Raw genomic sequence first — 13,226 nt, 5'->3', positions numbered from 1 at the left:
GATTCATAGTAGATTGGTGCGTCCCTTATCACATGCCTCTCCATACGCTGTGCCTGAAGGCTCCAGCTAGGACATGATGGCTGAACGCAATCTGTACGCTGTCCGCTTGACCGGCATGATGATGGCTAGCCCTTCACGCCGCCCTCATTATAGCCGGACTGAACGAATTTCTTCTGGAACGTAATGTACAGCAAGATAACCGGCAACAACGCAATCATCGAGGCTGCGAATACTTGGCCGTAATTGGTCGAATATTTGTCATTGAACATTAGGATCGCAATCGGCAGTGTACGCATCGCTTCGCTCTTGATCAGGGTCAGCGCCAGGAAATATTCCTCCCACGTTCCCTGGAAGATGAAGATTGCCAGCGTACCGAGCGCAGGCAGCGATTGAGGCAGGTAAATGTTCCAGAAAATGCGCCAGTTGCCGCCTCCGTCGATCAGGACGGATTCCTCCAGCTCCTTCGGAATACTCTCGAAGAACCCGCGCAGGAAGAAGACGTTCCCGATGACACCGCCCGCAATATAGATCAGCCATAAGCCGCTGTACGTGTTGACCAGGCCCATATCCTTGATGATAACGAATTGCGGAATAATGTTGATGACGCCCGGAATGAACATCGTCAGCAGGAAAATCCGGAAGACCAGCTCCTTCCCTGGAAAGGTGAACCTGGCAAAGCCGTAAGCGGTCAGCGCGCCCAGGAAAAGCGAGCCGACCATGGCCACGGATGTGACGATGACGCTATTCATGAAATAATTGACGAAATTGTTTTTATTCCAAACGGTCACGTAGTTGGCGAAGTTGATTTTGACCGAAAAAACTTGCTCCGGCTTAGGCAGTGTATTGGTGCCCTGGAAGAAGGTCGTCAGGATCATATAGATGAACGGGAAGACGAAGAGAAGGGCGCCCGTTATGATGATCGCGTAGACGACGATCTTGTTGATAAGTGATGTTTGCATAGGCGATCCTCCTTAGAACATTCTCTGTCTTCCGATTTTTTTCATCTGCGTATAGGTCAGTATAAAGACGAGCACGCCCATCATGACGCCCATAGCCGATGCCGGGCCAAACTTCAGGTTCTGGAACGCTTCTATATAGATCAAGCTTGGAATAACATGCGTCTGGTTCATCGGTCCGCCCTGCGTGATGAAGTATACCTGCGGGAAGAAGCCGAATGCCCCATTGATCAGATTGATGACGATGAATAGCGTAATTGGCTTCAGAAGCGGAATCGTAATCTTCCAAAACTTCTGCCCTGCGTTCGCCCCGTCGATTTCAGCTGCCTCATAGAGATCCTTCGGAATTCCCTGCAGCGCGGCAAGGTAGATCACGACCCCCCAGCCGACGGTCTTCCAGATATGGAACAGCCAGATCATGACCATAGCGGACCAGTAGTTGTTGCGCCAGGAGATGGGCTCGGCGATGATGCCCAGTTGCTTATGCAGAATGAAGTTGATAAAGCCGCCGTCGCCGTCTGCGAACAAATATTTGAACAGAAGCGCAATAATGATCCATGAGGTGACGATTGGCAGATAGTAGACCGTGCGGAATGCAATCTTAAACTTCACAAATCTCGCATTGATCAGGACGGCAAAAAACACCGCCAAAAACCAGTTGACCGGCACAGTCGCCGCTACGTTCAAGAACGTATTGCGCAGCGCAATCAGAAAGCGGTCATTCGGGTCCTGAAACACCTTCGTATAGTTGTCGAAGCCGACCCACGGATTCGCCGCGTTCGGCATAATGCTGTAATCCTGAAAGCTGATTATGATGTTGCGGATCATGGGATACATGACGAATACGGCGATGCCGATAAAGCCGATCGCAACAAAAGGCAGTACGGTCATCCATTGCCGCAGGCCCAGCCTGAACTTGCTCTTGCGCATCATAGTCGATTGCTTGGTGTCCGGCGTTAACGCGGAATCGGGCATGAGCAGTTGGCCTCCTTTCGCTGGTTGGGTAGATGTCTTGGTGTTGCAAGGAGGAAAGGGCGGCTTCGCCGAAGCAGCCGCCCCGCAAAGTTACCCTTCCCGTCGATGTTGCTTATTTCAATATCGCTTCGATCTGCTTCACGGCTTCGTCCAGCGCAGCCTTCGGCTCTTGCTCGCCGCGGATCGCTTTCTCGAACGCCAGGTTGAAGATCGCTTCCACTTCACCCCATTGCGGGATTGGCGTGCGCGGCAGCGCCGTCTCCAGCTGTTCCACGAACGTATCGACGAACGGAATATCCATCGACTTCATCGCATCAGCCGCCGCTTTGTTGGAAGGAATCAGTCCTGTCTCCGCCATAATTTTTTGCGGCTCTTCTGTCAGCATCCACTTCGCGAACGTCCACGCTTCCTCTGGATGCTTCGAATTGGCGAACATCACGAGATTCTCGCCCCCGATAACCGAACGGCTGCCGCCGTCTCCCGCAGGCATAAGCGCTCTGACTGTCTCCTCCAGCGGATCGAAGCCCGTCGCTTCCTTCTCCGCAATCTTCGTACTGTAGAACCAAGGACCGTCGTCACTCATCAGATATTCGCCGCTAATGATGCCGTCCCATGTGCCCGGCTCGCCGCCCAGCATTACTGGCAATACCAGACCCTTGTTATTCCAGTCCATAATTGTTTGCAGTGCCTTCACGCTTGCTTCGCTGTTCAGATAACCGTCTGCTTTGGTGTAATCGTCGTTCGTGATGGAGCCGCCCAGGCTCCAGAACCATGGAGCGAGTCCCCAGGCATGAATGCCGGATACGCCCATGCCGTATTTGCCCTTCGCCTTCAGCGTCTCTGCCGCAGCGACCAGCTCATCTATCGTTTTCGGTGCTTCTGTCAAGCCCGCTTCGGCAAGGGTCGCCTTGTTGTAGATCGCAACCTTTGTGTTCGTATTGACCGGTACACCGTAGTAGCCATTGTTATAATTGTTGGTTGCCATCGGCGCATCGAATACGCTAGCTTTCAGCTCCTCGAAGCCGTCCAGCTTGCCAACCTCCATCAGCGCGTTCTGGGCTGCGAACTCCGGCACCCATACGATATCCATGCGCATCAGGTCCGGAGCAGCATCGCCGGCCACACCGGCAATCACTTGCTGCTTCAGCCCTTCATAAGGCATGCGCGTCAGCTTCAGCTCGATATTCGGGTAAGCTTCCTCGAAAGCGGGCTTGATTTTGTCTGTCAGCACCATCTCTTCTGCGTCGCTGTACGTATGCCAATATTCAATCGTTACTTTTTTGCCGGCAGGCTTATCGGACCCGCCGTTACCAGTCCCGCCATTGCCCGATGATCCATTATTGCCTCCGTTGCCGCCAGAGCAAGCGGCCATTACCAATACGAGAACAAGCGCCATAACGGCGATTGCCAATTTTCTTGCCTTTTTCATTCTCTGTTTGCTCCCCTCATGATTTGATAACCACAAATCGATTATCACCGAGGAAGGGCTGCACAAGTAACCGCTTACGTTCTCATCATCGTGTCGTATATTCTCTTCTTCTCTATGGACACAAAAAAGACGGTGTACAGGGGCTTTGAAAGGTTTAGTGTCCGATATTATGGGAAAGTGTATTTTATTCTCTTGAACACAGGGCAAGCAGATGGTGAAGCCGAAGACTTGCGGGGGCATTGTTTGGACAAAGCGCAATTGCTGGGGCAAGGGGTATAACATTACGGTGGGATGATGATATAACACCCCACCGCAAGAGAAGGACTTATTTCATTATGGCGTATACCCTCGCTTCGTAAGGGCGGAGCGTAATCTGGCTGATATCGGCATCCGGGTCGATATCGTCATAATTAGCGATAATCAGTTCTCTGGCGTTATGAGCCAGTTCGTCCGGAAGGCTGAATAGTGTCTGTTCTCCGAAAAAATTAAGCATAATTAGCCACCGCTCTCCGTTCAGTTCGCGGGTATAGGCGTAGATGCGTTCATCCTCTGGCAGAATCAGCTCATAGCTGCCATATACCATAATGTCATGGCGCTTGCGAAGCTGGATCAGTTTTTTGTAATAATGGAAGATAGAGTCCGGATCGGCGAGAGCCTGCTCCGCATGGATCCGGTCGTAATTGGGATTGGACGCCAGCCACGGGATACCGGTCGTGAAGCCTCCATTCGGCGAGGCGTCCCATTGCATCGGCGTACGCGCGTTGTCCCTTCCTTTCGCATAGATCGAGGCCATGACCTCCTCTTCGCTCCTGCCATGCTCATGCCGGTGCTCCCGGTACATATTCAGCGTCTCAATGTCGCGGTAATCGTCAATAGACGGGAAGCGAACGTTGGTCATGCCCAGCTCTTCACCCTGGTAAATATACGGCGTTCCTTTGAGCGTATGCAGCAGCGTAGCCAGCATCTTGGCGGATTGCTTATGATACATGCCCGTATCTCCGAACCGGGAAACCATGCGCGGCTGATCATGATTGTTCAGATAGAGGCTGTTCCAGCCATCGCCCGCTAGCCCGGCCTGCCACTTATGCAGAATATCTCTTAGTCCTTTCAGCGTCCACGGCTTCAGGTCCCATTTGCCATGCGGCCCGGAGTCTACATCCATATGCTCGAATTGAAACACCATGTTCAGCTCGCCGCGATCCTCGCCTGTATAAAGCCGGGCCTGCTCGACCGTTGCGCCCGGCATCTCGCCGACTGTCATGATGTCATACTTGGACAGTACTTCGCGATTCATTTCCTGCAAATAGTTATGGATATTCGGTCCGTTCATAAAATGCTCGCCGCCCCAAGCGTAGCGATCGTCTCCAACGCTTGGCAAGCCCGGCGTCTTGGAGATGCAGTTAATGACGTCCATTCGGAAGCCGTCGATCCCTTTATCCAGCCAGAACGTCATCATGTCGTATACTTCCTGGCGAAGAACAGGATTTTCCCAGTTTAGATCAGGCTGCTTTTTCGAGAACAAATGCAAGAAATATTCGCCCGTCGCTTCATCATACTGCCATGCCGAACCGCCAAAAAACGAAACCCAGTTATTCGGCTCCTCCCCTTGCAGGCTTGCGGGCCGCCACATGTAGTAGTCGCGGTAAGGGCTGTCCTTAGAGGAACGCGACTCCATGAACCAGGCATGCTCGTCCGAGGAGTGGTTCACAACGAGGTCCATCATCAGCTTCATGCCGCGCCCGTGAATACCCTTCAGCATCTCCTCCCAATCCGCCATCGTTCCGAATTCATCCATAATGTCGCGATAATCGCTAATGTCGTAGCCGTTGTCATCATTAGGCGACTTGAACACGGGACTTAGCCAGATGACGTCAACGCCCAGCTCCTTCAAGTAATCCAGCTTGGAAATGATGCCTTGCAGATCGCCGATTCCATCGCCATTGGAGTCCATAAAGCTCCTCGGATAAATCTGGTACACAACCGCTTCCTTCCAAAATGCTCGCTTCAGCTCGCTCAATCCTCGATCACTCCTGTTCGCTCTCTTAGTCGTATCTGCTTCCTAGTATGAAGAAGCCGCCAGCGCGCGAAAACGTACATCCTTCACACGTTGCGGAATATAATGCACCCTCAGGTGCGTAACGCAGCTACTGCTCCGGGCTGCATTTAGAGCGCACAGCGCGGGCCTTGCGAGGGCTGCAAGCCGAGTTTCTCGGCTTAGAGCGCACGGCGCGGGCCCTTCGCGGGCTGCTAGCCGAGTTTCTCGGCTTAGAGCGCACGGCGTGGGCCCTTCGCGGGCTGCAAGCCGAGTTTCTCGGCTTACAGCGCACGGCGCGGGCCTTGCGAGGGCTGCAAGCCGAGTTTCTCGGCTTAGAGCGCACAGCGCGGGCCTTGCGAGGGCTGCAAGCCGAGTTTCTCGGCTTAGAGCGCACGGCGCGGGCCCTTCGCGGGCTGCAAGCCGAGTTTCTCGGCTTAGAGCGCACGGCGCGGGCCTTGCAAGGGCTGCTAGCCGAGTTTCTCGGCTTAGAGCACACAGCGCGAACCCTTTGCGGGCTGCAAGCCGAGTTTCTCGGCTTAGAGCGCACAGCGCGGGCCTTGCGAGGGCTGCAAGCCGAGTTTCTCGGCTTAGAACGCACGGCGCGGGCCCTTCGCGGGCTGCAAGCCGAGTTTTTCGGCTTAGAGCGCACGGCGCGGGCCCTTCGCGGGCTGCAAGCCGAGTTTCTCGGCTTAGAGCGCACGGCGCGAGCCCTTCGCGGGCTGCAAGCCGAGTTTCTCGGCTTGCAGCCTGTCGCCTCAGATTGCTGCTGGAGCTCAGCTCCTCATGCCTCGCTAAAAGCAAATAGGCCCTGTCTCTCATGCTGGACCAAAAGAGAACAGAACCTACTTTTCAGGGTATGCCAGCTGCTTCAACTTTAACCGGCCGGCTTTATACTCCAACCATACAAACCAAAGCCAAAATCAAATTTTGCTTACTTGTCTTTTCCGATCGGCTCGATTGGTTCCATGCGTCCGGATCTCGTAGCTGCACCCGCGATTGGCGCAGCCCAACGAACAGCGTTGCCGATGACCTTCAACACTTCCGGCTGATGGTAGATCGGGAATGTCTCATGGCCTGGCCGGAAGTAGAACAGCTTGCCCTTGCCGCGACGGTAGCAGCAGCCGCTGCGGAATACTTCGCCGCCCTCGAACCACGAAATGAAGACAAGCTCGTCCGGCGCCGGAATCTCGAAGCGCTCGCCGTACATTTCTTCCTTCGGAATTTCGAAGTAATCGCCCAGACCTTCCGCAATCGGATGACCATGCTCGATGACCCATACTCTCTCGCGCTCGCCGTCATCGCGCCATTTCAGCGTGCCCGTCTTCGTGCCCAACAGACGCTCGAACAGCTTCGATCCATGACCGGAATGAAGCACGATGAGTCCCATGCCGTCCGTCACTACGCGGTCGCGCACCTTCTCAACAATGTCGTCGCGCACTTCGCCATGCGCCAGGTGTCCCCACCAGATCAGCACATCCGTATTCGCCAGCACCTCGTCAGTCAGGCCATGATCCGGTTCATCCAACGTTGCTGTACGAACCTCAACCGGCTCATTGGACTTCAAATAGTTGCCGATGGCATTGTGGATGCCCTCTGGATAGATGCTAGCTACATGCTCATTTTCTTTCTCATGCCGATATTCGTTCCATACCGTTACGCGGATTGTCATAATATCTCCATCTCCTATTCCTGCTGCAATTTGTTTGATAACACTTCCGGCATTTCCCTGCATCTGAATTACATGGCTTCCCGCTTGACTGCGCCGTCGGCTTCAACCGTCGACACCCAGCGCTCCTCCGTAAACGATTCAATAATGGCGTCCAGCGTCAGCTGATTGATATAGCCATCCTCGATCGTCGCATCCAGCCCATCGCCTTTGCTCTGCAGCAGATTGAAGAAGGACTGCATTTGCTCCGCTGCGCAGCTCTCCGGCACGGCAACATTCCTAAAGCCGCCCTCTTCATCCGCAAAGTTCACCTGCAGCGAGTCCGATTCCTCCAGATGGTACACAAGCGACCCTTTGGAGCCGTAAATCTCAATACGCTGGTAATTCCCGCGCCCGAATGCAAACCGAGAGATCTGCATAGAAGACGAGATACCGCCCTCCATCCGGCCAAGTACATGGCAGAAGTCATCGACATCCACCTCGCCTGTGCCATTGCCGCCGATCAGCTCGCGCTCACGGACAATTGTGTCGGCGTGCGCAATGACCTTCTCCGTCTCACCTGCCAGGAAACGATGCAGATCCAAAATATGCGAGCCAAGATCGCCAAGCGCGCCAGAACCGGATAGCGCCTTGCTGAAGCGCCATACGAGCGGAAGCTTCTCATCGATCGCCCACCCTTGCAAATACTGGCTATATATATGATGGATGCGTCCAAGCTTGCCTTCGGCAATCAACTGCCGCGCATAGCGGGCAGCGGACTTATAGCGGTACGTAAAGCACACCATATGCGCGATTGGAGACTTGCGCAGCTCCTCGCGGAGCACAAGCGCCTCCCCCGTATCCATCGCAATCGGCTTCTCCAGCGCAAACGGCTTGCCGAATCGAATCGCGTCGCGAGCCACCGTAAAATGGTTGAAGTTCGGCGTGCCGATCATAACCGCATCGATTTCCCCGTTTTGCAGCATGTCCTCGTGGCGCACATAACGTCTCTCCACGGGAATACCCAGCGATTCTCCCCGCTCTGCAAGAGCATTATCATTCACGTCACAGATGGCCCACAGCTCGGCATCCGGACTTTGTTCAATGCCCCAGATGTGATAATTCGCAATTCCACCAAGCCCAATGACTCCGATTTTCAGCTTCCCCATATCCACCATCCATTTCACATTCGAGTTGGCCGTTCACCAACAGTATAGAGTGTGCTAGAATGATCGAAAATGAGCAAAGGTGACGCTTTTTGTACAATACCGACTTTTCCAATAGAGGGTGTGAACCTGCATGCTAAAAATGAATGTCGACAAGGTCCCTAAAATCATGCTGATGGGCTTCGTTTCCTATACGGCTCCATGGATTCATTTCTACCGCAATACCGACGAACACATTCTGTACATTGTAAAAAACGGAGAGCTTCATATGAGGGAGAACGGTCGTGATTACGTGCTAAGGCGCGGAGATTCTCTGCTGCTGGAGCCCGGACTTGATCACGAGGGGACTAAAAAGGCTGCTTGCGACTATTATTACTTCCACTTCAAGCATCCGGGCATGTCCGCCGTCGAGGGCTTGAACCCGCTTGAGCTGGCCAAAAGCATCCTGCTGGAGGAGCAAGCCGAATTCGAGGAGGATACCAGCTACTACTTCCCCAAGCTGCACAGACTCTCGGACAAAAACAGCTTTAGCCAAATGATGCATGCGCTTAATGAGCTGCTCATCCTCTACAGGCGCAAGCACTACAACCGTGGATTAACCGCACTGCGCTTCTCTGAGCTGTTAATTGAGCTGTCGCGCGACTACTTCCTGCACAAGCTGCGGCATGAGGGCGGCAAAGGCTCCAAAGCCGTCGCCAAAGTCCATGCCCTGCTTGACTATATCCATCAGCACTATACGGAGAAAATCGGCAGCGCCATGATCGAGAGGGAGTTCGAATCGAATTATGATTATTTGAACCGGATCTTCAAGGAGACGACCGGGTATACCATTACGCGGTACGTCAACAAGGTGCGCATCCAGCATGCGCAGGAGCTCATTCAGGCGACGCATATGAGCTTCGGGGAGATCGGGTATTTGACAGGCCTTGAGGACCCCTATTACTTCAGCAAAGTGTTCAAGCAGTTCACGGGTGTATCGCCGGGGCAATATTATAAGCAAGTGAGGGAGTTGTAGCTCGCGTCCATAAAGAGCAAACGGCCATCCAGTGAAGGATGGCCGTTGTTGATGAATAAGGTCTTTCGCAGTCATTACTCATCTTCCATAACGTTCGGGATGCAATCGGCTGCCACAGCTCAGACGATAGATGCCTATCTGCGGGACTACCTAATAAAGCAGCCGCCATAGATAAAACGTCGCATACGCCTCCCAGCCTCGCCAGCCTTCCGACATGGCGATCAGCTCCGGCTTGGTCGGCTTACGGTCCATGCCAAGCTGCAGCTTGACCGCGTTATGCAAGCCGACGTCATCGATGGGGAACGCGTCCGGAAGCCTCAGGCAGCGCATAATGGCGTAGTGAGCCGTCCACGGCCCGATCCCCCGCATGCCGGTCAGCAGCTTCTCCGCTTCCTTCAAGCTGCCAGCGGCAATGAGCCGCTCTTTGCTGAGCGCGCCTGATGCGATAACTTCGGCAGCGCCGATCAAATACTCGCATTTCTTCACCGTCATGCGCAGCGGCTCCAGATCGGAGACCGACAGCGATGCGATCAGCTCCGGCTCCGGGAACAGCCAGTGCGTGACGCCTTCTGCTTCCACCGGCACCCCGTATGATTCAACTAACCTTCTCTTCAGCGTATAGGCAAATGCCAAATTAATCTGCTGCCCAATAATTCCCCAACAAAGCGCCTCGAACAAATCTGGTATGCCCATCAGTCTGAGTCCATGAAATTGCTTAACAGGCTCCTGCAAAAGACGATCGCCTGACGCAAGCTCATAAAAAGGCGTCAAATCCCGGTCCAGGTCGAACCATTCCCGCACATAAGCCTCGGCGGCTTCCAATAGTCCATCGCGGGCAGCTGCGCCCTCCGGTGATCCGAGCAGCTCTAACGAAAGCCCTCCAGCAGCCGGACCCACCTTCATGACGGCCGTATCGTTCCCTCGCGAAATTGCTTTATAGACAAAACCATCCGCGATCCGATACATGCATTCATTCGCCGATCTCTGCAAATAAGCCGCGTTTCGCTCAAAATGAAACGTCTCCGGAACCTGCAACTCTGCTATCCAATTACTCAATCGTATTCCTCCGCTTCCCGTACGCATTCTTCTATTCTAGTTGTAGCATAATTACGGAATAATTAAACTACGGAATCTTGCTCTTTTAGTCTGCGGATGGCAGTATGCATGCATGCGATCGCCATATAAAAAGCGCAGCCCCTAAGCAGGAACTGCGCCACGATTATTAAGCGATTAATCTACTAAAAAATCATATTGTAAGCAGCACCATGCTTGATGGTGTCGCCTTCCTCCGCCGGCAGAGACGTGCGGTCCACGCCCTCCTCCACACAGGAGAGGAGACAGAAGAAGTTGCCCGCTCCAAAGCCGCCGTCGTCCGCTGTATATTTGCCGCCCTTGAAATGAGCGCCAATCGAATGGAGACGGTTGCCCGTGCCCTCGATATGGAAGTGGGCGGTATCCTCATCGGCAGCTGCGCTGACGATCTGGCCGATGTTGAAGGTAACGGCGTTGCCCGCTTCGGTGCTTTTGAAAAAGGCTTTTTCGCCGTTGGTGCCGCTGAAATGAGCCCCTCCGCCCAAGGTGACGCTTTGCGCAGCATTACCGGTTGTCGACTTGTCCCATGCACCGGTCAGCACGAAGCCGCAATTTTGGAAGCCGCCGCCTTGTATGACGATCTCCTTGGTGCCTACCCGGACCTTGCCCGTCGTCGGCGAAGCGCCCTTGAACCAGGTGTTGATCAGTGTCAGCTTGTTCAGGCTTCCGATATTCACATCCTCAACATTGAAGAATTCGCAGTTCGATATATGCAGATCGCCGTTAATTGGCGTGTAGCCGACGGTATTCGCCCGAATCGGACGGGCAATCTCGTAGCCGTTCAGCATGCCGAAGGAGCTGCTGTCGATGATGTTTTTTCGTTTGGACAGGGAGGAGCCTTTTGACAGCGTTATCATATTTTCCGCTGTGCAGCCGCGCATTTGCAGTCCGTCGACGTTGGCCCAGATCGAACCCGAGTTCGCTAGTCCCTCCTTCACGATCGCATAACAATCCTCCAAGGTCAGATCCGTCAGCCGTTTGTTGGCGACGATGCGCGTAGCAATATGCTTTTTCACCGTAATCCGCTTAGCACTGTCTCCCCAAGTCGTACCGCTGTTCGCGAACGAGAGCAGGCCCGAATTCCCGATGTAAACCAGATCATGCTCATACTGGCCGTGTGTCACGAAAGGACCGTAGTCATCGCCGTCGCCATGACAATTCTCCACCATACTGTAAGCTGCGCATGTGAAGTCATTCAAGTGACGGGCGTTGCTCGTATTGCAATCGCGGACATGCCCGTACAGCACGTTAAGCTGTTGAGTCAAATATCCCGTGCCGCCCCAGTCCCGCTCCTCCGGGTTAATCAGCTCGCATTGCTCGGTTATGTAGTGGGAGCAATAACGCCGCTGAATGACCGGCCAAAACACTTTGGTCGCACGAATGCCCGACACATTGCACTCCACCGCAAATTCGTAAGCGACGGGGTTGGAGCCGATCTGATCCCATGTCTCAAATGGACGTACGCTAGCCGATGGATTGTGAGGGACAGGCACCCCTACAAACTGCATGTTGCGCACATGGCAATGGAAGACCGGATTCATCTTCGTATAGGTAATCGTTCTGCCTGCCGCGAGCGGCCAGCCCAGCTTATAATTGATACGAATGCTTTTGGAGGAAATGATCTCCGTCACTTTGACCAAATAATCCAGCTCACGCTGCGCGCTGCCGCCGGAATTATTGCTGATTCTCGCAAGCCACCAATCGCCGACCTGGAACGCGGAAGCACTTGATACCTCCAGCACATCGCTGCCCTCCGGTATCGTTGCACTAATCGCAACCGACTGGTTGCCGCCCGCCTGCGTGCCTTGGAAAAACAGCACCGCGCCAAACGGATTGTCTCTCGTATTGAGCTCAATTCCCTCGGTGGTGACTGTATGTCCCCCAAAGTCCAGCTCAATATGACTGCGATGGAAGACATGCCTTCGGGCAAAGTTCAGGTCGGTATGCGCTTCAATCCGATGTATGGAAGGATCATTCACCATCGCATCCAGCGCGTCATCGGCATTCTGGTTCGGCCCGAATATGCCAAACCAGCGGAAGTCCGCCACTCCGTTATGAATGGTCAGCCAGCGGCCGCCGCTCATGCCGGAGGACTGATGCACCGTCCCCCCGTTAGCCTGCGCCGTGCTGCTTTGCGACCAGCGGACAATATGACTGCCACCGTCCCCAGCCGAATAGTATCCGCTTACATAAACAAGCGTGCCTTCTTTCAATTGACCTTTCGGTATGGACGAGAGAGCTTGTACATTGGCCACTTGGAGCATGCTGGACGGAGCGCCCTTATCGAGCTTCTGATCATCCTTGCTCTGCAATTCGCTGTCGGCGAAGGCAAGCTTGGGAAATAAGGCGCTGCCTGCAAGCATAACACTGCCGATCCCAATCGCTTGCAGCATCTTTCTTCTGCTGATTGACACCTCTTCCTTAGGTTCAGCCGGAAGGCCGACTACCGTCTCTGTTATAGTAGATTGCATATCCCCAGCGAGATTATTGATGTCTTTCTGATTCACGAAGATTCCTCCATTCAATCAGTTGGATTGCAAAAACTCATAGTTAGGATTCTTATTTCTTTTCGCCGGCTTGCTCTACTGGCTTTCCCTGCTCATCCTCCGCCACAAGCGCTCTCGTGCCGCTTCGAAATTCGCGAATTGTTGTTCCTACAGCTTTTCCCAGCTCAGGAAGCTTCTTTGGTCCAAATAGCAGCAACGCCAAAATCACAACGAGAATAATTCCGGTAATCCCGATATTAGGCATATACAACCTCCTCGTTCTGTATTTGATTCCCATCTAGTGTACATTATTCAAGATAACCAAAATAGTAAATCAATTAATGTACATCTGATATACAGATTATACAAGCCGTTATTTTTGGATGTCAATCTAATAATTTGAATAGTGTAAATTATAAGATAATTT

At 53.4% G+C, this 13,226-nt stretch carries 11 protein-coding genes; 2 read left to right on the top strand and 9 right to left on the bottom strand.

The window, feature by feature from the left end; genetic code table 11:
• Positions 1-125: 125 nt before the first annotated feature.
• The 4 genes from D3P07_RS14515 to D3P07_RS14500 all read right to left on the bottom strand — a co-directional run bounded on the left by D3P07_RS14515 (position 126) and on the right by D3P07_RS14500 (position 5,368).
• Complete coding sequence (locus tag D3P07_RS14515) at positions 126-959, bottom strand: carbohydrate ABC transporter permease (protein WP_119800951.1); 834 nt, start codon at positions 957-959, stop codon at positions 126-128.
• A 12-nt stretch (positions 960-971) separates the two neighbouring features.
• Complete coding sequence (locus tag D3P07_RS14510) at positions 972-1,931, bottom strand: carbohydrate ABC transporter permease (RefSeq protein WP_220482026.1); 960 nt, start codon at positions 1,929-1,931, stop codon at positions 972-974.
• Between the two features lie 112 nt (positions 1,932-2,043).
• Complete coding sequence (locus D3P07_RS14505; protein WP_119800950.1) at positions 2,044-3,360, bottom strand: extracellular solute-binding protein; 1,317 nt, start codon at positions 3,358-3,360, stop codon at positions 2,044-2,046.
• A 325-nt stretch (positions 3,361-3,685) separates the two neighbouring features.
• Positions 3,686-5,368, bottom strand: coding sequence for a glycoside hydrolase family 13 protein (locus D3P07_RS14500; RefSeq protein WP_119801208.1), 1,683 nt, complete (start codon positions 5,366-5,368; stop codon positions 3,686-3,688).
• 176 nt (positions 5,369-5,544) lie between these two features.
• On the opposite strand from D3P07_RS14500, the gene D3P07_RS14495 reads away from it, so the two are divergent.
• Positions 5,545-6,273, top strand: coding sequence for a hypothetical protein (locus D3P07_RS14495; RefSeq protein WP_119800949.1), 729 nt, complete (start codon positions 5,545-5,547; stop codon positions 6,271-6,273).
• 53 nt (positions 6,274-6,326) lie between these two features.
• Here the strand turns inward: D3P07_RS14495 and D3P07_RS14490 are convergent, their stop codons facing one another.
• Positions 6,327-7,067, bottom strand: a complete 741-nt coding sequence (locus D3P07_RS14490) for a ThuA domain-containing protein (protein WP_119801207.1) — start codon at positions 7,065-7,067, stop codon at positions 6,327-6,329.
• A gap of 65 nt (positions 7,068-7,132) precedes the next feature.
• A complete protein-coding gene (locus D3P07_RS14485) occupies positions 7,133-8,209 on the bottom strand; it encodes a Gfo/Idh/MocA family protein (protein WP_259391509.1) in 1,077 nt (358 codons plus the stop codon).
• A 130-nt stretch (positions 8,210-8,339) separates the two neighbouring features.
• Here D3P07_RS14485 and D3P07_RS14480 point away from each other — a divergent pair, with 130 nt between their 5' ends.
• A complete protein-coding gene (locus D3P07_RS14480) occupies positions 8,340-9,221 on the top strand; it encodes an AraC family transcriptional regulator (protein ID WP_119800947.1) in 882 nt (293 codons plus the stop codon).
• Between the two features lie 150 nt (positions 9,222-9,371).
• Here the strand turns inward: D3P07_RS14480 and D3P07_RS14475 are convergent, their stop codons facing one another.
• From D3P07_RS14475 to tatA, 3 genes are all read right to left on the bottom strand, one after another.
• Complete coding sequence (locus tag D3P07_RS14475) at positions 9,372-10,304, bottom strand: DNA-3-methyladenine glycosylase family protein (protein WP_119800946.1); 933 nt, start codon at positions 10,302-10,304, stop codon at positions 9,372-9,374.
• A gap of 155 nt (positions 10,305-10,459) precedes the next feature.
• Positions 10,460-12,820: a peptidase C14 gene (locus D3P07_RS14470; RefSeq protein WP_119800945.1), complete on the bottom strand. Its 2,361-nt coding sequence runs from the start codon at positions 12,818-12,820 to the stop codon at positions 10,460-10,462.
• Between the two features lie 52 nt (positions 12,821-12,872).
• Complete coding sequence (tatA, locus tag D3P07_RS14465) at positions 12,873-13,064, bottom strand: twin-arginine translocase TatA/TatE family subunit (RefSeq protein WP_119800944.1); 192 nt, start codon at positions 13,062-13,064, stop codon at positions 12,873-12,875.
• Positions 13,065-13,226: the final 162 nt, after the last annotated feature.

The sequence above is a fragment of the Paenibacillus sp. 1011MAR3C5 genome, from assembly GCF_003591485.1.
Classification (GTDB): domain Bacteria; phylum Bacillota; class Bacilli; order Paenibacillales; family Paenibacillaceae; genus Pristimantibacillus.
Note: the sequence above shows the minus strand (reverse complement) of the source record. Positions and strands in the feature narration are given on the sequence as shown.

Bases quoted from the DNA above. Each gene is read 5' to 3' on its own strand.
- D3P07_RS14515 (WP_119800951.1), bottom strand. From the start codon at position 959: ATGCAAACATCACTTATCAACAAGATCGTCGTCTACGCGATCATCATA.
- D3P07_RS14510 (WP_220482026.1), bottom strand. From the start codon at position 1,931: ATGCCCGATTCCGCGTTAACGCCGGACACCAAGCAATCGACTATGATG.
- D3P07_RS14505 (WP_119800950.1), bottom strand. From the start codon at position 3,360: ATGAAAAAGGCAAGAAAATTGGCAATCGCCGTTATGGCGCTTGTTCTC.
- D3P07_RS14485 (WP_259391509.1), bottom strand. From the start codon at position 8,209: ATGGGGAAGCTGAAAATCGGAGTCATTGGGCTTGGTGGAATTGCGAAT.
- D3P07_RS14480 (WP_119800947.1), top strand. From the start codon at position 8,340: ATGCTAAAAATGAATGTCGACAAGGTCCCTAAAATCATGCTGATGGGC.
- D3P07_RS14475 (WP_119800946.1), bottom strand. From the start codon at position 10,304: ATGCGTACGGGAAGCGGAGGAATACGATTGAGTAATTGGATAGCAGAG.
- tatA (WP_119800944.1), bottom strand. From the start codon at position 13,064: ATGCCTAATATCGGGATTACCGGAATTATTCTCGTTGTGATTTTGGCG.